18 protein-coding genes are annotated in these 26,124 nt (G+C 45.9%); 5 read left to right on the forward strand and 13 right to left on the reverse strand.

Translation table 11 applies throughout. From position 1 onward, the window contains the following. Positions 1–73 precede the first annotated feature (73 nt). Positions 74–334, reverse strand: coding sequence for a helix-turn-helix domain-containing protein (locus QUA27_RS25465; RefSeq protein ID WP_333071612.1), 261 nt, complete (start codon positions 332–334; stop codon positions 74–76). 588 nt (positions 335–922) lie between these two features. Between QUA27_RS25465 and QUA27_RS25470 the strand changes: the two genes are divergently transcribed. After that, complete coding sequence (locus QUA27_RS25470; RefSeq protein WP_333071614.1) at positions 923–2,308, forward strand: hypothetical protein; 1,386 nt, start codon at positions 923–925, stop codon at positions 2,306–2,308. Between the two features lie 300 nt (positions 2,309–2,608). Here QUA27_RS25470 and QUA27_RS25475 read toward each other — a convergent pair whose 3' ends face one another. Both QUA27_RS25475 and QUA27_RS25480 read right to left on the reverse strand, forming a co-directional pair. After that, positions 2,609–3,451 carry a hypothetical protein gene (locus QUA27_RS25475; protein ID WP_333071616.1) on the reverse strand — a complete coding sequence of 281 codons (843 nt, stop codon included), beginning with the start codon at positions 3,449–3,451 and terminating at the stop codon, positions 2,609–2,611. A gap of 748 nt (positions 3,452–4,199) precedes the next feature. After that, on the reverse strand, positions 4,200–4,598 hold the full coding sequence (locus tag QUA27_RS25480; RefSeq protein ID WP_333071618.1) for a DUF4342 domain-containing protein: 399 nt from the start codon (positions 4,596–4,598) through the stop codon (positions 4,200–4,202). Positions 4,599–4,996: 398 nt separating this feature from the next. Between QUA27_RS25480 and QUA27_RS25485 the strand changes: the two genes are divergently transcribed. From QUA27_RS25485 to QUA27_RS25495, 3 genes are all read left to right on the forward strand, one after another. Continuing rightward, positions 4,997–5,122: a hypothetical protein gene (locus tag QUA27_RS25485; RefSeq protein ID WP_333071619.1), complete on the forward strand. Its 126-nt coding sequence runs from the start codon at positions 4,997–4,999 to the stop codon at positions 5,120–5,122. A gap of 230 nt (positions 5,123–5,352) precedes the next feature. Then, complete coding sequence (locus QUA27_RS27535) at positions 5,353–5,418, forward strand: hypothetical protein (protein ID WP_445251549.1); 66 nt, start codon at positions 5,353–5,355, stop codon at positions 5,416–5,418. A 608-nt stretch (positions 5,419–6,026) separates the two neighbouring features. Then, positions 6,027–7,511 (forward strand): sensor histidine kinase, encoded by a 1,485-nt coding sequence (locus QUA27_RS25495; RefSeq protein ID WP_333071623.1) that lies wholly within the window; start codon positions 6,027–6,029, stop codon positions 7,509–7,511. A 121-nt stretch (positions 7,512–7,632) separates the two neighbouring features. Here QUA27_RS25495 and QUA27_RS25500 read toward each other — a convergent pair whose 3' ends face one another. From QUA27_RS25500 to QUA27_RS25520, 5 genes are all read right to left on the reverse strand, one after another. Then, the gene (locus tag QUA27_RS25500; RefSeq protein ID WP_333071625.1) at positions 7,633–8,019 is read right to left on the reverse strand and encodes a hypothetical protein; all 387 of its coding nucleotides are present in this window, start codon (positions 8,017–8,019) and stop codon (positions 7,633–7,635) included. A 75-nt stretch (positions 8,020–8,094) separates the two neighbouring features. After that, positions 8,095–9,063, reverse strand: coding sequence for a protein translocase subunit SecF (gene secF, locus QUA27_RS25505; RefSeq protein ID WP_333071627.1), 969 nt, complete (start codon positions 9,061–9,063; stop codon positions 8,095–8,097). Positions 9,064–9,273: 210 nt separating this feature from the next. Further along, on the reverse strand, positions 9,274–10,671 hold the full coding sequence (gene secD, locus QUA27_RS25510; protein ID WP_333071629.1) for a protein translocase subunit SecD: 1,398 nt from the start codon (positions 10,669–10,671) through the stop codon (positions 9,274–9,276). Between the two features lie 151 nt (positions 10,672–10,822). After that, the gene (locus QUA27_RS25515; protein WP_190740298.1) at positions 10,823–11,806 is read right to left on the reverse strand and encodes an alpha-ketoacid dehydrogenase subunit beta; all 984 of its coding nucleotides are present in this window, start codon (positions 11,804–11,806) and stop codon (positions 10,823–10,825) included. Positions 11,807–11,958: 152 nt separating this feature from the next. Continuing rightward, on the reverse strand, positions 11,959–13,326 hold the full coding sequence (locus QUA27_RS25520) for an NACHT domain-containing protein (protein WP_333071633.1): 1,368 nt from the start codon (positions 13,324–13,326) through the stop codon (positions 11,959–11,961). Between the two features lie 245 nt (positions 13,327–13,571). On the opposite strand from QUA27_RS25520, the gene QUA27_RS25525 reads away from it, so the two are divergent. Continuing rightward, a complete protein-coding gene (locus tag QUA27_RS25525; RefSeq protein ID WP_333071634.1) occupies positions 13,572–14,414 on the forward strand; it encodes an SH3 domain-containing protein in 843 nt (280 codons plus the stop codon). Positions 14,415–14,487: 73 nt separating this feature from the next. Here QUA27_RS25525 and QUA27_RS25530 read toward each other — a convergent pair whose 3' ends face one another. The 5 genes from QUA27_RS25530 to QUA27_RS25550 form a co-directional block, all read right to left on the reverse strand. Next, a complete protein-coding gene (locus tag QUA27_RS25530; RefSeq protein WP_333071637.1) occupies positions 14,488–15,213 on the reverse strand; it encodes a M15 family metallopeptidase in 726 nt (241 codons plus the stop codon). A gap of 301 nt (positions 15,214–15,514) precedes the next feature. Then, entirely contained in the window at positions 15,515–16,810 is a 1,296-nt protein-coding gene (gene purB, locus QUA27_RS25535; RefSeq protein WP_333071642.1) for an adenylosuccinate lyase, read from the reverse strand. A gap of 219 nt (positions 16,811–17,029) precedes the next feature. Further along, positions 17,030–22,750: a DEAD/DEAH box helicase gene (locus QUA27_RS25540; RefSeq protein ID WP_333071639.1), complete on the reverse strand. Its 5,721-nt coding sequence runs from the start codon at positions 22,748–22,750 to the stop codon at positions 17,030–17,032. Positions 22,751–22,769: 19 nt separating this feature from the next. After that, a complete protein-coding gene (locus QUA27_RS25545; protein WP_333071640.1) occupies positions 22,770–23,792 on the reverse strand; it encodes a hypothetical protein in 1,023 nt (340 codons plus the stop codon). Further along, positions 23,785–25,818 carry a hypothetical protein gene (locus QUA27_RS25550; RefSeq protein ID WP_333071641.1) on the reverse strand — a complete coding sequence of 678 codons (2,034 nt, stop codon included), beginning with the start codon at positions 25,816–25,818 and terminating at the stop codon, positions 23,785–23,787. The genes QUA27_RS25545 and QUA27_RS25550 overlap by 8 nt, the downstream gene beginning before the upstream one ends. Positions 25,819–26,124 lie beyond the last annotated feature (306 nt).

A 26,124-nucleotide genomic window follows, 5' to 3' on the forward strand; every position in this document is an offset into this window, starting at 1 on the left:
CAAATTTTGTTTTTGTAGTTCACGACACATCATGCTAGGGCTGACAGCTTCGTTGTAGAGCAAACGCCAATATTCACTTGGGTTCTGACAACGTGCTATCCGGATATTTTTCTACCATCAGTGTCAATTCAGTCCGGCGCGAGTTTAAGACACTTTTTAGGCTTCCACCCTGTTGTTTGGGTTGAACATGACCAGTCGTTTGTTTTTGTTTTAAAATTTTTTGAACAAACCCTTTACTCACATCAAATCTGGCGGCTACTTTTCTAATTGAGGTATCACCTTGTTCATAAATTTTAACTATTTTCTCACGCAACTCAATCGAATAAGGTTTCATTTTTTTCGCTTATGTACTAAATAGAGTGTATCATATATACATGGAATATGCTGTATATTGGGGGAGGCAACAGGAAACCAAGGCAGTAATTAAAGTGGCAATCGAGGCAGCTTTAGACCAACTGCCCGAAAGTTAATCAACTCAAGTTGATCGGCGCAAATATCAAGAGGTTTATCACCACGTCTACAAATCTTATTCTGAGGCAACACGCAGTATTTATACCACCCCAGCTTGAAGCTGGTGTCAATGCCACACACCCACAGCTTTTGTCAAAAATTCCTCATAATTTCATCAAAAATTTATCAAGTTTTTATCCACTTTTTGGCCTTTTTACTGTAATTTATGATACCGATCACCACAGTTGCACCAATCTTCCCAACGGCTGAATTTTTAATATTTAATTTCTCGCTCTCGCTCTCCCTCACTCTTCCTCACTCTTCCTCACTCTTCCTCTTTCCCCGGCCCCCTCTCGCTGTTTCACCTTAAAATTTTAAATTTTTGAGTGACAAATCATGGCACGATCGCAGCGCGTTTTGATACCATGCAATCAAGCGCAAGACAATCAGGGAATGCACTGGAGGTGTGTAAATGGAGCTTTTGGCAGAACAAAAACGGTGCTTGGATTGCTTGGTAAGCTCGATCGAGCAATTGGGAGGTCGAGTAGACATTCCAAAGCTGGAGCAGATAGCTGAGCTAATCATTCAAACGATGACAGGGCCTTGGCGCTCCTTTCACACGTCGGAACACATTTTTGAGGTCGGGGGGTCAGTCGATCCGATCGAGGTGCTGGCTGCGCTGTTTCACGACCTCGTGTACGTGCAAGTCGATCATGGCGTTAGTTTCAATATTAGCAGCGCCCTTTGTCCTTTTGTCAAAGAGGTGCGATCGCAGTTAGTGATTAGAGATGAAAGCGAACTGCCCGACGATGCCATGTATCACCTAGTAGCCTCAGTCTTTGGGTTTATTCCCGGCAAGACTCTCTCTCCGTTTGGCGGCCAAAACGAATTTTTGAGTGCCGTTATTGCTGCCAAATCTTTGGAGCCTTTTTTGCCAGCTAGTACGATCGCTGAGATAACAGCTTGCATCGAAGCTACTATCCCTTTTCGTCCCGTTTCGCCCACCGGTTTGAGTGCGATCGAACTTTTGCACCAGCGTTTGGTAAGTGCGAACCGCGATTTTAACTTGGGATGGAGCGATGCCCAAACCGTAGAAGTTGTCAAGCGCTCGGTCAGGTTAGCAAATCGGGATGTAGAGAATTTTGCCTTTCCAAATTCCTCTAATTTCTTAGACAATACCTGGAACTTGATGCCAGAAACCAACCACGAATTGACCAATGCCAATTCCTATACGGTTGCCGGATATCGCAGGTCTCTGCAAAAAATGGAAGGATTTTTGAAGTTCCTCAAACCAGAACTGGTTTTCCAGCAGTTTAGGCAAGAGCCGGACGATGCAACCTACGCTAACCTGATTGCCCGAACTCGCAAAAATATCGAAGTTGCTAAACTTTATTTTGGTGTCAAGCTAATTACCATCGCCATTTTAGAAGCTCTTTCCTACCGTTTGGGGCGCGATATTCCGCTTTCAACGATGATGGGAGAATTGCGGACACCAGGATTTAAAACCTCGGTTTTGGAGGATTACCTGCCCAACCTACAGATCGCCTATCCTCTAGAGAGTCAGTTGCAAAGAGAAGTGTTATACCTGCTAGAAATAGGACGCAATCAAGAATCGCGCTATGATATTAAAAACTCCCCGGTTTCTACGTTTATTATCAAATCTATCGGCTTTGCTGAAACAGAAAACTTGTTGAAGAAAGCTCAAGAGTTTTTTGCAGATCCTACTTCCTCGGAAGAGTTTCTCTCTTACTGCGCTCCCGATGTCATCGAGACCATCTCCTCCGGCGTGATGAAACTTTTTGATAGCAGAAAGACGGCTTTAGGGAAAGTTAAATTAGTTCACCAAACAGTTTCTTAGGATAGGTTGGCACAATCTTAAAAAGTTTTCCATCGCAGAAACCTGGTGTCTTGAGTTCAGCCACAATGTCCGGTTAGTCTGAGATGTTGCACCATTCTCAATAACGGGCTCTGGGGTCCGTTCCACAAAGAATGAGTTTTCTTGTGGGGAGTAGGTGTTTGGGAAGAGATCCCACCCATAGCAGGCTTATTGACAATGGTGCAATATCTCAGTTTAAACCATAAAAAAAGTCCTCTTTAAAGGACTTTAGCTATGAGTCTGGGGTTTGAACCCCTGGCGGACTAATTCGACATCCAACTTCTATTGCGGTGAACCAGCCGCACCCTCTGCGCCGGAGTTGCTATCAGGTACAGCCGTACCCGTAGGATTAGAATTGCTCTGGCTTTCCGTATTAGTTTCGCCGCTCGTACCTGCTCCAGAAGCACCATCATCTTGAGTTGGAGATGGAGTAGCTGAACTCTCCGGTGCTGGAGTTGGCGGAGTGGAAGCTGGCTCCCTCTGCGAATTCGGAACCGTAGTATCGGTATTATTTGACGGCGAAGATGGAGACGGCGCTGCTTCCTGAGCGGGTGCATCTTGCTGCTGTGAATTTGGAATTGTAATATTGATATTGGGAGCCGGACTTGTTTGAGGAGCCGGAGTTGCCTGTTGAGCTGGACTTGGTTGAGGAGCAGGCGTAGCTTTTTGAACAGGAGATGGTTGAACCGGAACCGGAACAATCTTTTGAATGATCGTTTTTTCTTTCTCTATAGTCCGGGTCGGAGCTGGTGTTGCTGAAGGCTGATTCGCTTTCGGTACAACAATCACAGGATCGGCAGTAGGAGCAGGAGCCTCCTCGCCCCGATTGAAGTAATATACACTGCCCAGAACTAAGCCTACCAAAGAAGTAAGAAGAATCCCTAACAGTAACCCGCGGCCCGCATTCTCATTATCGCGGACTTCTTGGACTCCAAGTTGGCGGTGGTTTTCGGCCATTTCACCCTGTACATAACCTTGGTGATGAGCTGCTTCTTTAGAAGCCTTCGCCGTTGTACTCGGAACACTTGTAGTGGTTCGGGTTGTACTGACGTGACCATTACTTGCATCTGTGTGAACTTCTTGATGAATTTCACGGCTAGAGCTATTTTCTTCGTTAGGTTTCATAATTATCTTTGCCACAACTATTCAAAAAATATTTGTCTGTAGGAGAGGCCCTGGTTTGAAAACTTGAGCTAAGCTATTGAGCAGTTAAATCACTTATTTTGATTTACTGTCAAGATTCAGGTGTAAGCGTTGGGTGTTTGGCTCATACGAGTTTAAATGCTTAACAGCTTTCTGCTTAGGGAGTTTAGAGAACTTTTGGTTTGTCCTTCATGTGTATTAAATCTAACTCGCCAAGGTATTAAGCAGGCTCTACCCTCAGAGTGATTGCCAGAGTCCCCAAAGGAATAGAATTAGCCGGACTTCAACAAAGAATACCGGCTCAATTAGTTATTTATAATGCTTGCTCTGCAAGCATATAGCAATCGCAAGAGTCGTAAATTTTTGACCCCACCCCAGTCCTCCCCGAACTCGCGGGGAGGAAGTAATAAATTCACAAATGATGCGAGGATTGCTATAGATGATTCATGACACCCTTAAAAGTTGCCACTTTACGGTCGGAATGGGAAGACAATTCATTAGAGCAATCTGGAAAAAAGAAAAGGGAGTAGTAACAGTTACTAGCTTTCTATTTATCAAGCCAGTTTATCTTGAAATTTGTTTAAGTCCGGTTAGATAAGCAGAATTAAGTTTTTAGTAATCAAGGCAAGTTTTTTCTCATCCATCAAGAGAGGATAGTCGTACTCACGACCAACAAGCTTTCTTACCGGAAATTAACCGGACAGGAGCCTTACTAACAAGTGAATTTTTTTTACTCGGTTCTTTCAACGATGATAGTCATGTGAGCGACTAATGCACCTATCGCTCCTACTGCTGCAATGACTGGAAACAACGCCGCACCGATGACTCCACCGACTACTCCCACCGTCAGAGGAACTTCTACCAAAATCCGTCCCTCTTCATTTTTGATAATGATGCGGCGGATATTTCCTTCGTGAATCAGTTCTTTAACTTTAGCAACCAAATCGTCGCCGTTAATTTTCACCTCCTCGACGCTAACTTTTTGCTGAGTATAAGCAGGGGTTTCTAAAGGAGTCGTTTCAAAATTAACGTCAGTAACTTTTTGGGAAGAAACTTTTTCAGATACAGGTATTGATTCGAGTTCTCTTGTCCCGACTGGTTCTTGGGCGCGATCGGTAGGTGTGTCCATTTTTTGTTCTCCTTTTAGGTAAAAGTATTTTTGTATAGAATTATTTAGAAATATAACACGCAACTTTTTGTCGATCAATCATTCTTTTGGGTGATATTGCTGCTGGTGCTATCGTGCTTTTCTCTCTCGATCTTTAACGGCGATCGCCTAAAATCCTTCCTCGGTAGGCCCTAGCTGCCGACTTCCCTAGTGCCGCTTGGTTAACAGTCTGCTTCTGGGCCTCGCACCGCCCTACTCTTCAAAAACCTCCGATCCAGACAGGCTAAGGATTAAAGGGACTTTCACACTGTCAAAAACTCAGACTCAACAGGTGTATCGGTTGAAATACTGACATTGTACTGAAAGTACGATCGTCCCGCCGTGTATACAATTACCACCTCTAGTTCGGGAAACCGCACATGGAAACCGTCGCTTACTTTCCTCAAATGTCATTTGAATTTAACTCAGTGCGATCGCCCAACCAAACTCGCCCCCCCGAGGTTCCTCAAATCAACATCTTAGAGTTTCTAATGAGAATTGCCTAAAATCAAGGGGGATGAGAAGTAATCGTAATCGAAATACTATCGCAACCAAACCAACTTCCTCAAATTGAAGTGGAGGTTGGGGAAAAGGCGGGTAAAATACTATTATTTCCTTCTGCTTCCTCTTGATTCTCCGTATCCGATTTGCCAGTGACAGAATCTGAATATCAAGTTGGTGGCTCGACGCTACTTTTCTGTAAACTTTTAAGGCACATCAAGCGGATGTGTGGAATGTGAGGTTTAGTTGCGATCGCACAACTTTAGCATCGGCTGGGAAAAATTCGTCGGTGAAGCTTTGAAGGCTCGATGCTAGTAAAGTATAAGCTGTCGAACTTGACAAATTGCTCGCCATCGGCTGTCCCTGGCTGGAAGACTACCTACAATATAATTCCAGGGTTGAGTGCGATCGGCATTTGTACGAAAAAACTGACAATTGACATTTCTTGGCAATTCCCCGAAACCGATTTGGCCTGAATAGTCAAATAGGTTATCGGCTGCCGATTTGTCGCTATTCTTGTCTTATTGTAATATAATTTTACGCAAGGGGTAATACCAAATGTACTACCACAGGTCGCAGATGTCTATCAATCTGAACCAAATTAATGTCATCAAACATAAAAAATAGTTATGACTGCTATATTCGGATTAGTAGAATCTGGGATCTGTCAAATTTACTACATAATTAGGTTTCAAAGGAGTGTCGGCTGTTAAATTAATCTAACCTGCAATATCGTTTCGTGTGACACCCGCACGATTTAAGACCCAAAAATTTCTGCTGAAGTAACTCAATTTGAGCGAGCAGAGTAGAGTTCATTTCATAGCTATAAAAAAAATAGAAAAAGCCGTCTAAATAGTAAGCAATACTCCAGCACCCAACCGCTACTGCCAATTACCAAAGGAGGGAGCAGTGTATGAAAATGACGGGTTGAGTCCCCTGAAATCACCGCTTGGTTTGCGATCGACTCTACAGGAATTAACCCTGTACGACTTTCTCCTCGAGTCTGAGTGTCCGGGGAACGAAGTTGCTAAAATTTTTCAAGCAAACCCTTTAGTTCCCGGCATCATCATCACTCAGAAAGGAAAGTTTATAGGGATGATTTCGCGGCGGCGTTATTTTGAACACATGAGCCGCCCCTACAGTTTGGAGTTATTTTCTCAACAACCTTTGTTCATACTCTACCGCTTTACTAAAACGGATATGTTGGTTCTCGATCGCGAAACCTCAATTATGACTGCTGTGCGGCAGTCTTTGGAGCGATCGCCCGAACTCATCCACGAACCAATTGTAGTACAAGTAGAACCGGAAACTTACAAACTTTTAGACGTACACCAACTGCTGCTTTCTCAGTTGCAAATTCACGAGTTGTCAACAGTGGCGATGCGCGAGTCGCAAGCGCAATTAAGACATCAAGCCCAACAGCTCGAACTTGCCCTGCTGGAACTTCAGCGCACTCAAACTCAACTAATTCAAACAGAGAAAATGTCTTCTTTGGGGCAGTTAGTAGCAGGAGTAGCTCACGAAATTAACAATCCGATCGGCTTTATATCTAGCAATTTATACCACGCTAAAGAGTACACGCAAGCTTTAATGCGGATGCTCGACATCTACAAGCAGCACTGTCCCGAATTCATACCGGAAATTGCAGCAGAAGCCGAAAAAATAGAACTCGATTATTTAGTTGAAGACTTGCCGAAAGTGTTAAATTCCATGCAGCAAGGTGCAGAAAGAGTGCGGGACATTGTTTTGTCGCTGCGGAATTTTTGCAGGTTGGACGAAGCTCAAATGAAGCAGGTCAACATTCACGAGGGTATCAACAACACGATTATGCTTTTGCAAAGTCAGCTTAAAGGGAAAGCGGGGCAGGAGGCGATAGAAATTCACAAAGAATACAGCGACTTGCCACTGGTGCAGTGCTATCCCGGACAGCTCAATCAGGTATTTATGAATATTTTACTTAATGCAATTTACGCTCTGGTTGAGTCTAATAAACACGAAAATGTTGATAAAAAAAGCGCGAATAAGTCGCAATCAGGCGAAGAAAAGCAGTCTTGTACAAAGACTCAATCATCAGTTTGTAAGTCTACCCGCCTGGTTCCTACGATTCGGATTCGCACCGAGTTAATTGAGAAAAAAAAGGTACTAATTAAAATTTCTGACAACGGCCCTGGAATGACAGAAGATGTTCGGAAGCGGCTGTTTGACCCTTTCTTTACTACTAAGCCGGTCGGCCAAGGAACGGGTTTAGGACTGTCCATTAGCTATGAAATTGTTGTCAACCAACACGGTGGCGCATTGAAGTGCTTTTCGGAACCGGGAAAAGGAGCAGAATTTGCGATCGAAATTCCGCTTCAACAGTCTTCCGTAGCACAGATTTTGCCTCGCTTTGCCTGATACAACAGAAGGAAGAAGGAAGAAGGAAGAAGGAAGAAAAGTTAGGGACTCGGCCGTTGAAACCGCTTAAGAGTCAAACTTTCGTTTTTCTAGCTTGAGACTAAAGAATCAAGCCCGTCGGCTACCGCGAAACTTTGCAAACCCACTTCCACAAAGGATGACTCGGCCCCCGCTGGCGAATCCGGCGAACTTGTTGTTCCAAACCCTGTTTTTCCCGCAGAGGCAATCCTCGCACCATATTGCGACTTTGCCAAGTTAGCACAGCTAAAGTCATTCCCAAGCACAAACCCAAACCGAGAGTCGGCCACCGATTAAAAGATAAACCGTAGCGCACCGCCGCCCAAGTGAAGTGTTCTAACCACAAAGCGATTTCGCGGCGCAAACCCCAAATGCTCAAAGAACCGACGCTAATCCACAGCAATATCACAGTTAACCAGCGGCCATAAACTGTTAGTTTGTGAAGCCTTTGGACTTCAATTTGAAAATTGGCGTCGCTTTCATTAGTCATTAGTCATTAGTTATTAGTCATTCGTTATTAGTCAGTCAAAAGTCAACAAGTTAACAGTTAACCGTTAACAGTCAACTAAACTTCCTCTGACTGGTTGATTCCTTCTGCGGGCACGGGGATAGAGTGGCCCGTGCGACTGCGCCACCAAGCCAGCAGCGTGCTGGCAATGAAAATACTCGAATACGCACCAGCAATAAAGCCAACAATCAATGCTAAAGCAAAGTATTTGAGGGTTTCGCCGCCAAACAAAAAGATTGAAAACAAAGTCAGCAGCGTTGTCATCGTCGTGTTAATTGACCTGCCCAGCGTCTGCATGACCGCATCATCGACAATTTGATCGATCGACTGTCCCGGATTCAGCTTAATTACTTCGCGCACGCGATCGTAAATAACCACTGTATCGTTAACAGAAAAACCGATGATTGTCAAGAGAGCGACCACAAATAAACTGTCAACTTCCACTCCTTGAACTAAACCCAAAATTGAGAAAATGCCAAGCGTAATCAACACGTCGTGGAATAGAGCAACGAAAGCAAAAAAGGCGTAATCCAACTGAAACCGGAATGTCAGATAAACCGTAATTCCAGCAAAGGACAGAAATAAAGCCAACAATCCCGAAGTAAATAATTGTTTACCGAGGGTAGGCCCAACCGTATCAATTTGAGTAGATTGAGGAGCAAAAGCACCTATCTTTTCGCTCAAAGCTGTTTGTAAATTAGTCCGCTGTTCGACATCTAAGGTTTTCGTTCGCAGCGATAAACCTCGTTGTTCTTTGCCGATAACTTGAATGCTGCTGCCACCTAAACCTTGGGCGTCCAGCACTTCGCGGACAGCAGCAAGATCGATGGGTTTACAATTTCCCGGTTTCGTGCAGTCGAGTTCAAATTGTAGCCGAGTGCCACCGATAAAGTCCAAACTGGGGCGCAGTGGTGCGCGGATGTCGGGACGAGTCCAAGAAATGGCCATCGACACTATACCTGCGAGGATTATAGCGGCGGAAATACTCCACCAGAGTGATCGATATTTGATTACACTAAATTTCATAATTTGAAGGAAGAGGGAAGTTCGGCAACGGATTATGTAAGCTGTTACGCATCTAAATTGTATTTTTGGGCGGGCGGGACGCCCACCCCACAAGAATTTGCTCGAATTTGATTGTCAAATTTAGATACGCCTCAGCTTAACGGATGTAACGGATGTAACGGATGTAAGAAGGAAGGAAGAAGTTAACAGTCAACAGTCAACAGTCAACAGTTAACTATTAGCAGTTTTGGACAAATTAGGACAGAACCACTGAGGTTTCCGCAATGCTGGAAAGCTCAATACTACGAACAGCAGAGTGCGACTGCAAGTGAGCGCAGTAAACATACTCACTCCCACCCCCAATGCCAGAGTTACAGCAAACCCTTTAACTAAACCAGCGCCCAACCAGAACAAAGCAGCACAAGCAATAACTGTTGTGACGTTGCCGTCTAAAATGCTGGAAAAAGCGCGGTAAAAACCCGATTCGACGGATCGATAAAGCGATTTCCCTGCCCGCAACTCTTCCCGCGTGCGCTCAAAAATCAGCACGTTAGCATCCACGGCCATCCCGATGCTGAGCACAAAACCAGCAATTCCCGGCAGCGTTAATGTCACTCCCAAAAGCACGAAAGCTGCCCAAGTTAACAGAGCATAAATTAACAGCGCAATATTGGCAATTACGCCGGGGAGTCGATAGTAGGCAACCATGAAAATCAAGACTAAAACTAAGCCACCTATACCTGCGTTAATACTGCTTTGAATGCTGTCTTTACCCAAGCTAGCGCCGATCGTGCGGTTTTCTACAATTTCTACAGGCACCGGCAAAGCACCGCCCCGCAATTGCACTGCTAAATCGTTGGCTTCTTGCGTTGTAAAGTTGCCTTGAATTACGGCACTCCCACCTGTAATTCCTGTTTGGGCAAATTCAACGCCGACGACTGGAGAACTGATCATTCTGTCATCGAGAAAAATGCCGATTGTGCGTCCGGTGCCGGCTAAATTTTTAGTAAGTTGGGCAAATAGTTCGCCTCCTTTGGTATCGAAAACAAGAGCAACGTTCCAGTTGTTCCCAGAGGCCAAGGGTTGAGGTTGAGCGTCTTTGAGGTTTTCACCACCGAGGCCGCTGCTTTTGAATAGTTTGGCGATCGCCTCATTGCTTCTTTTCAAAGCAGCCTGATTTTCTTTAACTGCTGCCTCATTCGGGCTAGTTTTCAATTCTGCTTGTTTGGCGAGTAATTCCTGCTGCAACTGCCTTTCAATGCCTAATTGTGCTTCTGTTCCGGGCAGTTGTTCCAGAAATTCTAGCTTGGCGGTGCCACCCAAGACTCGTTCTGCTTGCTGTGGGTCATTTACTCCGGGCAACTGCACGAGAATTTGGTCTTCTCCTACTGTTTGGACTAATGCCTCGGAAACACCCAAACCGTTGACGCGGTTTTCGACAATCCGCCGCACAGCTTCTAACATTCCCTGGTCAATTTTGGGAATTGTGGGGGTAGTTTTTACTTGAATTGTGAGTTGCGACCCTCCTTGCAAGTCTAATCCCAGCCGCGTCGGAATTGTTACTATTACAGTAATAGCGGCGATGATTAAAACAAAAATTAGGGCTAATATTGAACGTTGTTTTTGCATATTTAATTATTAGTCATTGGTCAGTTGGCAGTTGTCAGTTGGCAGTTGGCGGTTGGCCGATTTTAGTCATCAGTCATCAGTCATCAGTCAACAGTCATCAGTCAACAGTCAACAGTCAACAGTCAACCAATGACTACTGACTAATCACTATTTATACTCGCAAAGCTACCATTTTTTGGACTGCTTCGACAATTTGAGTAGGCTGGACAATTGTCAGTCTTTCCAAATTGCCGTTGTAAGGTGTGGGAATATCTTGTGAAGACAGGCGCAAAACTGGTGCGTCGAGCTCGTCAAAAAATCGATCGCTAATCGAAGCAATTAATTCGGCACCGATGCCTCCTGTTTTCATGCACTCCTCTACAATAATTACTTTGTGAGTTTTGCGAATGGATGCGCCTATGGTCTCCATGTCCAGGGGTTTGAGAGAAATGAGGTCGATTACTTCTGGATCGTAACCTTCTTTTACGAGTGCGGGTACCGCTTGCATGACGTGGTGCCGCATCCTCGAATATGTCACGATAGTGACATCTTTGCCCGATCGCACAATTTCTGCTTTGTCCAGCGGCACTAAATATTCTGTTTCGGGCAAATTTTCTTTGAGGTTGTAAAGAAGGACGTGCTCGAAAAACAGAACCGGGTTGTCGTCGCGGATGGCTGATTTTAAGAGTCCTTTGGCATTGTAGGGAGTCGAACAGGCGACTATTTTCAAACCCGGTACTGCTTGGAAATATGCTTCTAGGCGCTGGGAGTGTTCCGCGCCGAGTTGCCGGCCCACGCCGCCTGGCCCGCGAATTACCATTGGCATTTTGAAGTTGCCACCGGATGTGTAGCGCAGCATTCCGGCGTTGTTGGAAATTTGGTTGAAGGCCAGCAGCAAAAAGCCCATGTTCATGCCTTCGATGACCGGCCGCAGTCCCGTCATTGCTGCGCCTACTGCCATACCCGTAAAGCTATTTTCGGCGATCGGGGTGTCGAGAACTCTAAGTTCGCCGTATTTGTTGTAGAGGTCTTTGGTGACTTTGTATGAACCGCCGTATTGACCTACGTCTTCGCCGAGTACGAATACGGCGGAGTCGCGGGCCATTTCTTCGTCTAACGCCTCGCGGAGGGCGTTGAACAATAAGGTTTCTGCCATAGGAGGTGAAGCAATAATTGCAGGAGGGTCAGATTAGAATCTTAACCTTTCGGGGGTGTCGATCTAGGAGTCGATCGCAAATTCGGTAATGGAACCGTGCATAATGGGCAAAACCACTATCATAACTATTTAATTTTGTCAAGCTCCGATATTTATATCTCTGAAAAATGTTTTTGCAATAAATCGTGAATAAATCGATAGCGCCGATCGCCTGTTTTTTGCAGCAGCAGGCGATCGGTCGCAGCATCGAGAAAACGCTTGTAATCCCAAGGAATGTAGCCGTTCGACCACAGCACCAGGCGCAATATAAAACTTTCAATCCCCGGAATTCCCGGCAAAAAAGCACTAATTACCGCAGCAACAGCACCCGCAATTATTCCCCAAATTGACCCGGAGACTAGGCTGGCAATTAATCCTAAAATTACCCAAATCAGCCCGCCAACCAGCTTAACTCCCAACTGATACTTGCGCTGTTCCTCGTCTGTTTGCAGCCAGCTAGACGGTATGCGATCGAGGTAAAATTCTTGAATTCCTTGCTGTTCCATCCTTCTGGCCAACCATCCCAGCCAGTGGCGAATTTGTTCCGGCCGCAGTTCTTTACCTCTGGGATACTGCTTGACTTGTCCGGTCATTTGGTGGCGAATATAGGCAGTTAACAGATATTTGCGCTGTTCTTCGGCAGAAGTTAGCCGCTTCCAAGCTTCGATTAAAATATCGTCGTAAGCCAGAGCCATCATGCTCAAAAGCAAGGGAACTTTTGCTATTTTCAACAACTCCGGCTCGCGCTCAATGCTGTACCAAAGTTCGCGGCTTCTGGCTTCTTGCAGATAATTTTTAATTTGAGTTTCTGTTAAAGGTTTCAATAAAACTGCGGCTTGCAGGCGAAATCTAGTTTCGCAGTTTTTGTAAGCTTCAAAACTGCTGCAAGCTACTAAATGTTTTGGTTTAAATTCGCTTTCAACAAACTGATTGATTGCTTGAATACAGATATTTTGGCGGTGGGTTTCTACTTCGTCCAAGCCGTCGAGGAGAGGCAGCAATTTTTGTTCGGCAAGCCATTTTTTGCCGACAGCAGGAGAGATGCCGTATTTGAACTGAAGTTGAGCAATTAACCAATCTGCGATCGCCTCAGATTCTGCTTTCCACGATCCGAGTTCAAACAGCACTGGTACGGGCAAACTAGCATCTTTTTGGGCGCGAGAAACTAACACGCGAGCTAATTCTAGCAGCGTCGTAGTTTTGCCTGCACCAGTCGCTCCTAAAATTACCAATTTGCCGCCGGCGCGATCGAAGACTTTAGCAATGCTTGCTTTGGGAGGAAGCCGAAAACTCGGACGGTTGCCCGCTTTCACTTCCACATCCCAACAGCGGTTAACACCAACAGGCTGCGAGTCTTGACTGAGGTTAGCCAGCACAGCCGCGTGCAAAGACTGCGATCGTCCTGCTTGGACTTCCTGCTTCACCTCCTCCAACAATCGATCGCGGGGAGGTTGTAATCTCAGAGGAATCAATTTTGACATTTTATGTACCTCGCGCTGAACGCTTACCTTCGCAAATTTGCGCGCAAATACCCCAGAGCAAGATTACCATCAGTATAGGCGTCCAGTATATATTGACTCAAATTATTGCGACAATTATGGCTCTGAAATTTTATCTAAAAATCCTGACCCTGTGGGCAGCACTAGGTATTTCCACTGTAAATTAACTGGCGATCGCCCCAACTCCCAAACAAAAATTATTAGTATAGATACAGAGAGGGTTTTTTATGTCATTTACGAAGGCTCAAATCATCACAGTAAGCTTAGCAGGACTGGCAACAGCGGTGGGAGTGGCTGTTGCCACTATACAGTCGGGTGCGATGAAACAATCCGATCTTCCCCTTGCAGAATCCCCGGCATCCACCAGAAACCAGATTGCAGGGCCGACGAACAACCCTGAATCTCGGCAACCAAAATCTGTGCAAGCACAAACCCCGCCTGCAGAATCTCCGAAATCCCCACCCCAACCTGCAAAAACCCCGGCTGTTCAATCCTCGCTAGTTGCAGGAGTCTCTCCACGAAAAGTTGAGGCAGTAGTTGTCACACCCCCAGATTCGGGTTGCAAAATCAGCCAAGCGGTAGTCAGCGATCCGAATCCACCGCTAAATGTGCGATCTATCCCGCAAGTAAGTGGCAGCAACATAGTAGGAAAACTTAAAAATAATACCTTTGTTTCAGTCGCCGAAGAACAAAACGGTTGGCTGCGAATTACCGATCCAGTTTCCGGTTGGGTTGCGAAAAAACGCACCGAAAGCAGTTGTTCTAACGTGAACCAGCAGATTAATTTTCTGCCGGGAGGAGATGAGGCGATCGTCAAAGGTCGAATTATCGGTGGCGGCAGCCACTCTTACCGGATTCGCGCCCGAAAAGGTCAAACAATGACTGTTAGGAATCGGCAAGAAGTTTTCCCGCAAATTATAACTCCTCGTGGCAAACTTTTAGCTGGAGCTCCTTATCAAGGCAATGAAACAGAGTGGACTGGAAAAGTCCCAGTAACAGGCAATTACACATTACAATTAGACTCTAATTTCCGGGGATACGATTACGAATTTTCGGTTAAATTGCGCTAATTTACTTGACCTCTGTGGGAACAGGCACTGCCCTGCCCCTATCCGGATCTGCGATTTTTAATAAATAGTATAATTAAGGAATCTCGGCAAGTGAGATATCAAGAATCGCAAATTTCTGCCAATCTTCCGAATCAAAGTGCCACCATTCAGTTGTGATACTCATAAATCCGTGTTTTTTCATCGCATCCTTAAGCACTTGACGATTTTTCCGAGATTCCACGCTGCCACCTTGATAATCTCCGTGAGCTTTTTCGGTAAAATCATCGTAAGGTGTGGGCATTTCTAATTCTTTGCCGGTGCGATCGACTAAAGTCAAATCAATAGCAGCACCACGATTGTGCCGCGAACCCCTAGCAGGATTAGCAACATAGCGCGGATCTGGCCAAGCTTGCCACATTTGCTTAGTCACAGAGAAAGGCCTGTAGCAATCGTAAACTTTCAAACCCAATCCGATTTTTTCCAAATCTGTTTGAACCAGCCCTAACTGTTGAGCAACAGAACTTCTCAAGGCGCATTTCGATATAGGGTAAAGCTTTCTCTTCAAGAAATTGTTAGTAGTGGCGTATCGGATATCGAGGCGAATGTTGGGATTTACGGTGCGGATGTCAACCAGTCGTGCCGAAGGGGGAAGTTGACTCATGAAAATACTTTCAGGTACTACTGGGTTTGGTTCTGGTTGGGTAATTTGCACTTGTGGCGGCTCCTGGGCGCGAATAGATATTGTATAATTCAGTATGGTTGTAGATAGTAATATTAGAGCGAATACAATTAAATATTTTGTAAATCGGTTGAATTTCATAGCTCTGTTAAGTGGATATTTAATAGAGTTTTTACATTTCATATTTTGGGGAATTTTCGCGCTTTTCATGTTGTCTGCCAGCCCGCCAGACCGACAGGGGTTTCAACCCCTGTCTCATAGCTAAAGCCCTCGTTATGAGGACTGAAATATTTCTCTAAAACTTTTATTTTATGAGTCTTTCAGTCGGTTTTAACCGACTTTAGCTATGAGACGGGGGTTTTAACCCCCGGCGGACTGTGGGACAAGCGCGAGAACACTCGCTCTCTTTTCTCTCTGAGTCATTTTTAATTGTTAATTATCCTCAAATTCCCAAGCGCTGATACACTAAATCTAAGTGCCTCAATTGATACTGCGGATCGAAACAATCATCAATTTCTTTGGTCGTCATCTTAGCTGTTACCCGATCGTCCTTAGCAATTAAATTGTAGAAATTGCCACCCGGTTTGTTCCAAGCTTCGTGAGCACAAGATTGCACAATTTTGTAGGCGTCTTCGCGACTCGTGCCTTTTTCTACTAAAGCTAACATCACCCGCTGGCTGAAGATGACTCCGCCGTAAAGGTTCATGTTTTGTTTCATGTTTTCGGGATAGACTAGCAGATGTTTTACTAAGTCTGTGGTTTCTACTAACATGAAGTGGGTGACAGTGGAACTATCGGGCAAAATCATCCGTTCTACGGAACTGTGAGAGATGTCTCGTTCGTGCCAAAGTGCAACGTTTTCTAAGGCTGCGACGGCGTTGGCGCGGACGATTCTCGCCATTCCTGTGAGTCTTTCCGATCGAATCGGGTTGCGTTTGTGGGGCATGGCGGATGAGCCTTTTTGCCCTTTGGAAAAGAATTCTTCGACTTCGAGAACGTCGGTGCGTTGCAGGTTGCGGATTTCTACTGCAAAACGCTCGATCGATGCTGCTAACAGTGCTAAGGTTTGGACGTATTCGGCGTGTCGATCGCGCGAAATGACTTGAGTCGATGCACAATCGGGTTCGAGTCCGAGATTTTGACAAGCGATCGCTTCAATTCGCGGGTCAATATTAGCATAGGTTCCGACTGCGCCGGAGATTTTGCCGACTGCAATGGACGATTGCAAATTCACTAATCGGTCGCGGTTGCGAAAGACTTCGGCCAGCCATCCTGCTAGTTTAAAGCCAAAGGTGATGGGTTCGGCGTGAATTCCGTGCGATCGGCCGACCATGACGGTATTGCGATGCTGTTGAGCCTGATAGCGAATAGCTTGACTCAATTCTTCGACACGTTCTAACAAGATATTGACGCTAGCGACTAATTGCAGCGCCAAAGCGGTATCGAGCACGTCGGAACTGGTTAAGCCGAGGTGAATGTAGCGGCCGGCATCGCCTACATATTCGTTGACATTTGTCAAGAAGGCGATCATGTCGTGGCGGACTTCGGCTTCAATTTCCAGGACTCGTTTCGGGTCAAAATTAGCCTTAGCTTTGATTTCTTCGACTGCGGCGGCGGGGATGTAGCCGAGTTCGGCTTGAGCTTCGCAGACAGCGATTTCTACTTGCAGCCAGGTTTTGAGTTTGGCGGTTTCAGTCCAGATGTTGCCCATTTCGGGCAAGGTGTAGCGCTCTATCACGGTGGGAGTTGGGGAATGCGATCGTCCTATTGTACCTCTGCGAGGCCTCCGTCTTGAGTCGGGATGGGGAATTTGGGGCGATCGAACTTTCCAGATATGTGACACATCGTCCGTAGACCGATAGTCCGCAGAGACTGAAAATTGGCAGATGAGTCGATCGAAACAGAAGATTCTGCACGCTTTAGGCCATCTGGTAAAGCAGCACGGGACTGCGTTGCTCTAATTACCTAGTGACTGATAACACCAGCTTGGACGCCGCAGGAGATTGAAGGTATCTAGGTATCGAATTCGATCGGGCGCGGAGACTGTAGCAGCAGCTTCCTTCGCTTCATTTAATAAGCCTTGAGGGCAATTTATATTCCACAAAGGATGAACGATAATAACGCTGATATCGCCCACTGCAAAACCCGGTAGAGCACCGAATTCCCTGGGATCACAATAGTGGAAAGATGCACAAAAGTTATTGCGGAGGGACACAGCGTTTTCTCGCCAGTATTCTAAGTCTGGAGAGTCAAAATTTCCGTCTAAACCGCATGAAAAATCAGGGTTGGCTAGCGCCCTCAGCAGGGAAATACCCAATCGCCAATCCAGCAAGCCGTGATAGTTCATGTTGCGGTACTGCCGCAAGCAGTCGTAACAGGAAGAATCGCAATTATGGCGATGTTGCGGTGATATTAGATGTCCTGCAAAGGTGTCAGCTTCAGGGTCAGCATTCACAATGCCGAAGAGGATTTCTTGCCAGTGGTGGGCAAGCCAATAGGTAAACCCGGAACCATTTGGCAGGCGATCGCTAATTACAATTTCTCCTACTCTTCGATCCTCTAGTTGAACTTGTCGCAAACCGCTCACTTCTAATTCTTCTGGATCGATGTCTAACTCCTCAGCAGTAACAGAACGGACAGTGAAAGCCGCTGAGTAGAACGCGGCTTTAACGGCAGCGCCAAACGCAAGCGGATCTAGACACAAACCAGGAGGTACTGCAGCAGGTTTAATTCGCAAAACACCTGTTGTTTTTGGGGCTGCGATCGCGATCGCCTCTGGTTCTCCTTGTGACTGAAATTGCACCCCCGCGTTGCCACCTTGTTGGAAGCGATCGTCAATCCACTGAGTGGGTAACTCCAACCAATTTCTTGTTAAGGAAGCTGTTCCCATTGCTCCGCGAAAAAGAAGACCTCGATTGTCATTGACGCGGAAAACGCGACCTGTCCTTGCAAATGTAGCATTAGTATTTGTGTTTTCTATGAGCTCAAAATTCTCAAAATGTTGAGGTTGTGACTCTGCTACACTGCCAGCAACAGCAACTATCAATTCATCTTCATCTCTAGCATCAGAGCCGCGACTTAGGCTTGTACGGAAAGCCAAGGGGACAGCCCATTGAAAAATTCGGAATCCCTCATCTTCAGTTGCCGCGCAGTTGGGACACACTTCGTCTGGAAACTCACGATCGGAGGTTTGCGTAAACTGGCAGCGACTGCACCTCAACATCCAGTTACGTTGAGAAAGAGATTCACCGTTGGCGGGACGCAACTTTTGCTCCCAAAGCAACGGGGCAGTAAAACCAATGGATGTATAAATGCGTTTGTCTTTGGTCTTTTGAGATCCGGGCGCAAATTCCGTAATTGCCAAGTCTAAATCTCGGTCAATTTTATAAAGCTGCTTCCTGGTCTTGTTGACGCCGTGATACAAATCCCGCACCCTTGAAGGCATACCGTACATGGGCAAAATTCCGCCTTCAGCAAGACGTTCTGCCAACCCGTCTCCTGCCAATTCCAAATTATTAGCGCAATTGTTAATCTGTTGAAATAACTCTTGGCGGGCAAACAATTCAAATTTAACCGGGTCGATGCCTGCAACATTTACAAGCAGCGCGTTTACCACCTCATTAACATCAGAAGAAGTTTCTAGCCAGCAGCCAACTCGATCGCGTCGTTCTCGATCGTTTCGCCATGCCTCAGTTGTGCCGAATTCCCCGTGACTGTCTGGCGGTGTTGGACTTTCCCACCATTGAACGCCAGCATTTAAAAATGCTCGCCGCAAGCATTCTTTTGCTAATAAACGCCTCGCAATTTCAACCTGTGACATTGACAAAAAAGGAACAGGTGGCCGATCGCCAGTAATTCTCTCAGGATATTGGTAATAAAATTCATCGTGGCTGCGGCCTCGGCAAAGGGTCAACACAATAGCAAAAGCTTGACCGCGACGCCCCGCACGTCCAGCTCGCTGTTGGTAATTAAAGCGCATCGGTGGCATATTTGCCATCACCACAGCCATTAAGCTGCCGATATCAATTCCGACTTCCATCGTAGTAGTAACGCTTAAAATATCGATGGTATCTACCTGAGGGATAAACTGCCGTTCCTGATTGGGAGTATTGACCACAATATTGCGGAAATGGCGCTGCCTTTCGCCCTGATCGTCGGTTTGTCCTGTCAATTCCTCACAGTGGAGTCGCAAGGGTTGGCGCTGATTTATGGCTTCTTTGGCGTAATAATTGCGAGCGCGCAAATTTGCACAAGTTTTGTTAGGCAATGGGGGCAACTGGGAGAGACAATTGGTACAAATACCGCCCGCACGGTGTAAGTGAGGGCGTCCGCAGGAGTCGCACTGCCACACCGGATCGTCAGGAATACCCACTCGCACCCATAAATGCCGGGGATTAAGAATAAAGAAATTGTGTTGGCCTCGATCGCAAATAGCTGACCACAATGACTGACGCAATTCTTGATCCGAAAGTCCGTTCTGTGCAGCGCTCTCCTTGACATAATTACGCAATTTTGCGCGAGCATCATTCCAATTTTGCCATTCGTGGATCGGAAACTGCGAATCGATTTGCTCGTATCGAAACAAGTCGCCTAAAACTCGCAGACATCCGTCGCAGATACTTTCAAATACTTCGGCTGAAGCACCGCATTGAACAGCCAAGTTATCGACTGTTTCTGGCGCTAAATTGAGGCGGACGTAGCCCAAGCCCGACGCCTCAATGCCAAAGTACAGGCGACTGAATAGGGGTATGCAAACCTCAGACTGAACTTTGGGGCGAAGTCTATTTTCTCGTCGTTCCTGTGCAGCAGGAGACAAGTCAGATCGCCATCTAGGAGAGGTCAAGTCGGAATCAAACAACTCCGTCCAATGATGCCAGTGCTTGTCATATTCGTACTCTTGATAAAGAATGTCGTTACCAGCAGGATTGACGCCCAAAGCTGCCAAGCGCTGAATTAGCAAACCAGGAGCTTGATTTTCGCCTTCAAACATCACTCTCAGAGGCACTGTGCGCGTATTTCCTCTTTGCTGAATCTCGTTAAGTGCTGCTTGCGCGCTGTCGCGCTGTACCTGGAGTGTTTGTAATGCTATAGGAGGAAGTCCAGCGGGTAAAATCATATTACCCAACTCAATCTGCTGCTGTAATTCCGCAACGCGATTGGGATTTCGGTCTGCAAATTGAATGGCTCCAGGCCTCATAGGCTGGCTGTATTGTTGCAGGTCTTCTAACAGTTGAAATTCACCGCTCGCTATCTGTGTAAATTCATCTAATAGGGCTTCTCGTACTAAATCTTCGTAGTGCGAGCGCTCGATTCCATTTGATATTGAAGCGGCATCTTCGCGGCTGTCAGAAAATACTACCAATTTTCGGGATTCTTCAGTGTTCGGTAGCTGATAAAATAGTTCCTTAGAAAGCAGTTGGCTGACCTTAGAAAAGCCCGTACGGAAGGCGCGAATCGGCGATCTTCGAGTTTGTCGCCTGCTATAGTCGGCTGCACAGCAAGGGCAAATTGAAGGTAACGCTCCTATATTTTCCTGCGTTTCCAGTTGCGCCTGCCGCAAGTTAAAAATATAGCCTCTCACCCATTGGTTAGCTGGTGTATCTGTAGGTGGATCTCCTAAAATAACTCGACCACTGCGGGTGTCTAGCGCCGCTATATCCCAATAAGCTCTCTGTCCTCGCTCTTCTTGTCTTGATGGCTGATTCCAGTAGTTAGGGACATCTGCATTAAGAGTTCTGAACGGCCAAAATATAGCAAATTCTCGGTAGGTCCGCCGCTCCAAAAACCTTGCAGCTTGACGGTCAGGAATGCCTTCAATATCTGGTTCTGTAGGCAATAGTTCCCAGCCTTGATTGTTTTGCAGTAACAGGCGGTTTCCACCCAGAAAAATCGTGCCGCACTGTTGGCAATAAAGCAGCTCCAAAACTCGGTAATTTCCCCAGCGGATAGGGGGATTTTGTGCAAATAACCTGCCAACAGGTCGGGTTTGTTCGCCGTTGAATCGATAGCCCGGTTTAATACAAGCCCACAACCCTTCAATATTTCGGAAAAACCAGTGCAGTCTGAAGGATGGTAGCGGCGACGGGCCATTATATAAACCGCGAGCCATGAGCAAACCCCTTGCTGCTAGCCGCAAGGTGTTATGTTCCAAATCATTGCCGAAGATTCCGCTGGCAAATTGAGTTAGCGATACAGCGCGAGTTTCTCCTGAAGCATCAGTACAGGCATTTAGCATTCTGGCATTAACCGGGACAGTTTCAGATTCGAGAATTTCGCGGCAGGTGTGATACTCGGGTGTTTCTGCTAAGGTTTCTGGGTTATTAGCATGGGGCAATTCCGCTAAAGCAATGAATGGTTCGCTAGAAAGGAAATCTTCACTTTCGATTGCTGGAATTGGTTCTGAACAGCCAGGAATAATCTGTTCGGGATGCCATTCTGTGCCAAAGAATTGCGACAAAAATTCTAGGCTGTTCTCATCATTTGGATCGAGAGATGCGCTAGAAGCGAGAATTCTTAGCTTGGGATGACCTGGATGAAGTCCTAAGCGTTCCAACAACAGCCGCAAAAGATATGCTACCTCTGTTCCAGCAGTTCCCCGGTAGAGGTGCAACTCGTCTACTATCAAGTGAAAGACGCTGCCCTCTTTCTTTAACCATTCTTTCGTTCTGTCAAATATATTTCGATCGACATCCCGCATCAACATAATACTGAGCATACAATAGTTTGTAATTAGGATGTCTGGCGGAGCATCTTGCATATCCCAGCGCGATCGCATTTCTGCACCATCCAACTTAGGAAAAAAGAATTGCACTTCGTCATTCTCTGTTTCACCAGCATAAATAGCAGCAGCTTGAGCCGATACAGCCATCTGCTGCATACCCTTGACCAGTTCTTCTATTTTGTTTGTGTTGGGGTTGTTGTGCTGGTTAATTTCATGCCCCGGTACGGGTGTAACTCCGTTATATCTTCCAAAGTAAATTCTGTTTCCGTTTCTATTATTTTGAAACCACTCTCTAGCTAAATCGGAATCGAGGGCGCGGCGAAGTCGAGTTAGCTGGTCTTCAACTAAGGCGTTCATCGGGTATAAAATCATTGCCCGAACAGCGACATCGCGGTTTTCATGTTCTCTTTGTGAGACGCGACAAGAACGCTGCTGTCGGCGTCTTTTATTTACCGTCGGGTTGCATTGATTTTGCCAAGCCTCGTTTTCCCACCAGTCATTGAGGCGAGCTGGTTGCGCTCCAGGAGCATCCCACGTTCTTGATTCTTTAGCAAGGTAAGCAAACAGCGGCAACAGGAAAGATTCTGTTTTTCCCGATCCGGTACCGGCCGTTACTACTGCATTTTGCCCCTCTAATGCTTTGCGGAGCATTTCCGCTTGGTGACTGTAGAGTTCGTAAGGGCCAACCAGTCCGCACGAGGCTAGTTCTTTGAAGTCTTGAATGGCTGTTTCATCTAAGCCTGGAACATCTGATAATTCAAGCTCGTGGATAGTTTTTCCAGAACGCTGATAGCGGGCTAACGGTTCAATCCAAGGTTCTTGGTAAAATACGCCTGGTTCCAGCAGTCGCTTTTCCCGTTCTTGTTCTATTTCGGGGAATTGAGTTGCGAAAGCAGTTTTTATGTACAGTAAGAAGTTATCGCGGATTGTGTTAAAGGCGTTAATTGGGTCGTGCATAAATTATCTCACTATGTTGTTATAATAATGTTGTTATATCTAAAGATTGCTGCAAGAGTGTTTGCCCTAATTTAGCTGCGGTCATCTCTGCTATTTGAGGTGGTACAGCGGAGAATAAATTGAATCCCTGAATTTGCGGGTTAGTGGACGGCAATTTTTTTACATATGTTGCTGCATAACCCGAACAAAGGGTTAAGGCTCTTTCTAGGAGTCGCGGCAGTTTCGCGCTGGCTGGTACTGCCATAGTGAATCTGCGTTTGTCGTAGATCAGAACATTCAGCCGCAGTGCTTTGAGCATAGCATACCTTCCCCAATCAAGGTCTATTTCCGTACCCCTTCCGTCTTGCCAAAGATAACAAATTTTTGTGTTTCGGGAGGGATGACTGTATCGGCTGATACGGATATTAATGTCTGTTTCTTTGGGGGGTTTAAATTGTAATGAATTAGGTTCAAAGGTTTCGCGCTTCCAGGTCAATTCGGGATCGTTAGACCATTTGAGGGTAGCTAAGTAGTCGTCAATACTCGCGGCAAAATGCAGCAAAGACCAAGCTGAAGGCGTTTCGATAAAATGTATGCCGACAGAAGATGCGATCGCCTCTAATTCCCTCACATCCTCTGCTTGTACAGCCACTCGCTTCGGTATCAGCGCCCATTCACTCGCTTGTTCCTTGATTTCAACGTTGATGTGAGTTCCCACAGAGTGACAAGCGTCTGATAATTGTTGGATAGTAGCAGGCGATCGCGCTCCCGCTAAAATGGCTTGAGGAAAGCCGGCACTTGGCAATCGCACCAATACAGGAGGAGCTGCATAAACCTTATTCTTACTGCTATCATCGCTAAAATTAAAGTCACAGTGACCCAGAGAATCGAGAGCGCGAATTACTTGAAATCTTTTATTCTTAATTCCGTCTTTGTCTGTGTTTTCCTCCCTCACACCCGTCTCAAGATTATACAAATAATCAAAGGTTTCCTTAAAAGATAGCCAAGCAACTTCCTTTTTTGCAGAAATAATGTACAGCAGTTTTTCGCTATTTTCAGACACGTTCTGCCTCCTTTTGAAACTGTTGCCACAATACTTTCAAATTAGAACGATCGGGCGGGGAAATTTTCTTGCGGTCGTGCCACAATATTTCTTTCCATGCCCGCATCTTCTTGCGATCTTTGCACTTTGACATCGACGGTTGTGAATCGGCTAAATTGGTGCTGCAAAACATTACTTGACCGCGATGGCGACCTTTAGAAATAGCCCAAACAGGCTCCCAATTTGTAGGCAGTGATTCCCCAGGCCAAATTGCTATTTGACCTGGTTCTTTACCAACAAAGAAAATCCGCTGCTTTCCTTGTATTGGTAAAAAAGTGTTGAAGTTAAAGTCTGGGAAATCAAGGCCCTGCACAAATGCGCCAGCAACGCCCGCGCTCCCATTATCCCGTGTCTGGAGCTTCCCGAAGCGATCGAACTGTTGGGCGTTGGTTTGGGATGGCAAAGAATAGTTTTCTACCAATAACAGAGAACAGCGCCTGATAATATCCTCTCCACTGCGTGCTTCAATTAGCAAGTTTGTTTCCGCTGGAGTATCGGCTGGCAGTTCATAAATATCTGCTGCTTCCGTGGAATCTAATAGGCGATCGTTGCAATATACTTTTATTGATTCGCTGCCACCTTGCAGCACCAATTTCGGCGGGGCAAATTTAAAGAATTTATTACCTTTTGCCAGGCGGATTCCCCCAGCTAACTCTAGCCGTACATTAGTCGGGAAAGCTAAGATTGGGTATTCTCGTTTAACAAGCTCGTCACTGCAAGCCACCTTCGCTTTGAAGAAGTGCCACCCACTGGGCAAACCATTTATGATTTGCAAATTTTCAAAGTCTTGACAGCTAGAGTCTCCCCATCTTGTCAGCAATTCCAAACACTCTTGATGAGCTGCTAAATAAAATGGCTTTTCAATCGGCAACTGTCGCACTTCTACAAATCCCGGTAATCCCTGACTCCCTCCATCAACGAATACTCGAATGGGTGATGCTGGCAGCCTAAAACACCATTTAGAGTCATCAGATCGCACTTGCAAACCTTTCAACCAATCAAATTCAGAGGCAACCAGTGGTTTTCCGTCTGATTCAGATATCAGAGGTGAAGACCAACCCCCACTATCTTCGTAACAAGAGAAAGGCTGACAATTACCATCTAAAAATAACAATAAATCGTCTTCTGGAAATTCGTGTTTGGTACTGCAACGCAAGCTTAGGGTGGCGCGTTTGGCAATTGTATCGAGTTGGCAGCACAATCTCAAAAGTGCGTAAATCTGTGTTCGATCTGAAACTTCAGCAGTTCCATCCCAACCACGCAATTCATCAATAATCCATTCGAGCAATGCTTGGCGATGTTCGTCACTGTCGCTGGTTTCTTCTAATAAGCGCAGCGTCGGTGATCGCAGTTGTTTACGCCCGTGCTTGGCTAACAAAAGTGCGATCGCCCCCTCATTAGGATGTGAAACAGGATCTAAGTCAGCAGCCGCAAATATAGCAGGTAGTGCGCGACGCTCTTTTTCAGTCAAAAGAGTTTGGGCGATGGGTATGCCAACATGAATCCGACGCCCAGCACTGTTGATATTGAAGATCCCTACTTCACCTGATGTGTATTCATTTGCCCACCGCGCTAAGTCATCCCAAAGCCTCCTCATCTGGTCGAAGCCTCGATACTGTCCAGATGTAGATTGTTCACGCAGTAATGCCCGGAGACGGCGGTAGTAGGCATGGGCTGCAAAATCTTCTTCGATACCAGCAGCGAGGACGAATAGCGCCAAATAGCCGATGTAAAGAGGATAACCTTTTTGTCCGTGTCGGTACTTCCAGTCATCCATACTTTGCAAGGCTTTCTCGCAGATGCCCTTCCCTTGCATCCCAATAGGACCAGCCTTAACTGCCTTAATAAAATCGGGAAGATCCGCACCGTAGTTTTGACCAATATCTGTTATTAGTTCCTCTGTGACATACAGGTGAACGCTGCGCCCTGCCATTTCATTTTTGAAAAAATGAGCTGCGATTGAATTATTCCATTTTAAATAATCCATCTTTATATTTCATATAATTTAAGTGAGCTTGGTAATTTTAAGTATTATAGCCCATGAATAGCTATTATACTCCGATCGTCCAGTGGTCAAAATAAGATAAACTTTTTGTTGTCAGCTTGCGTTAATTTACGGATATCAGATAGCCTTGCAATCGGCACACTTACGAGGAAACCGCCAAACACGGACAATAATTGTTAGAAACATTATTTAGAGAAGCTAGTCAACGAAACCTGGGGGGGTGACAAACAGGCTCAAACCCAGAGTTGGTAAGGATTGAGCCAATGTGTGCTCAAAAAAGATAGGCAG

The organism is Microcoleus harperi Pol14_C6 (assembly GCF_036701295.1).
GTDB lineage: Bacteria > Cyanobacteriota > Cyanobacteriia > Cyanobacteriales > Microcoleaceae > Microcoleus.

Coding starts and splice junctions, on each gene's coding strand:
- secF (WP_333071627.1), bottom strand. CDS start 9,063: ATGAAATTTAGTGTAATCAAATATCGATCACTCTGGTGGAGTATTTCC.
- QUA27_RS25465 (WP_333071612.1), bottom strand. CDS start 334: ATGAAACCTTATTCGATTGAGTTGCGTGAGAAAATAGTTAAAATTTAT.
- QUA27_RS25480 (WP_333071618.1), bottom strand. CDS start 4,598: ATGGACACACCTACCGATCGCGCCCAAGAACCAGTCGGGACAAGAGAA.
- QUA27_RS25475 (WP_333071616.1), bottom strand. CDS start 3,451: ATGAAACCTAACGAAGAAAATAGCTCTAGCCGTGAAATTCATCAAGAA.
- QUA27_RS25550 (WP_333071641.1), bottom strand. CDS start 25,818: ATGGATTATTTAAAATGGAATAATTCAATCGCAGCTCATTTTTTCAAA.
- QUA27_RS25485 (WP_333071619.1), top strand. CDS start 4,997: ATGGAAACCGTCGCTTACTTTCCTCAAATGTCATTTGAATTTAACTCA.
- QUA27_RS25515 (WP_190740298.1), bottom strand. CDS start 11,806: ATGGCAGAAACCTTATTGTTCAACGCCCTCCGCGAGGCGTTAGACGAA.
- QUA27_RS25540 (WP_333071639.1), bottom strand. CDS start 22,750: ATGCACGACCCAATTAACGCCTTTAACACAATCCGCGATAACTTCTTA.
- QUA27_RS25530 (WP_333071637.1), bottom strand. CDS start 15,213: ATGAAATTCAACCGATTTACAAAATATTTAATTGTATTCGCTCTAATA.
- QUA27_RS25500 (WP_333071625.1), bottom strand. CDS start 8,019: ATGACTAATGAAAGCGACGCCAATTTTCAAATTGAAGTCCAAAGGCTT.
- QUA27_RS25520 (WP_333071633.1), bottom strand. CDS start 13,326: ATGTCAAAATTGATTCCTCTGAGATTACAACCTCCCCGCGATCGATTG.
- secD (WP_333071629.1), bottom strand. CDS start 10,671: ATGCAAAAACAACGTTCAATATTAGCCCTAATTTTTGTTTTAATCATC.
- QUA27_RS25525 (WP_333071634.1), top strand. CDS start 13,572: ATGTCATTTACGAAGGCTCAAATCATCACAGTAAGCTTAGCAGGACTG.
- QUA27_RS25470 (WP_333071614.1), top strand. CDS start 923: ATGGAGCTTTTGGCAGAACAAAAACGGTGCTTGGATTGCTTGGTAAGC.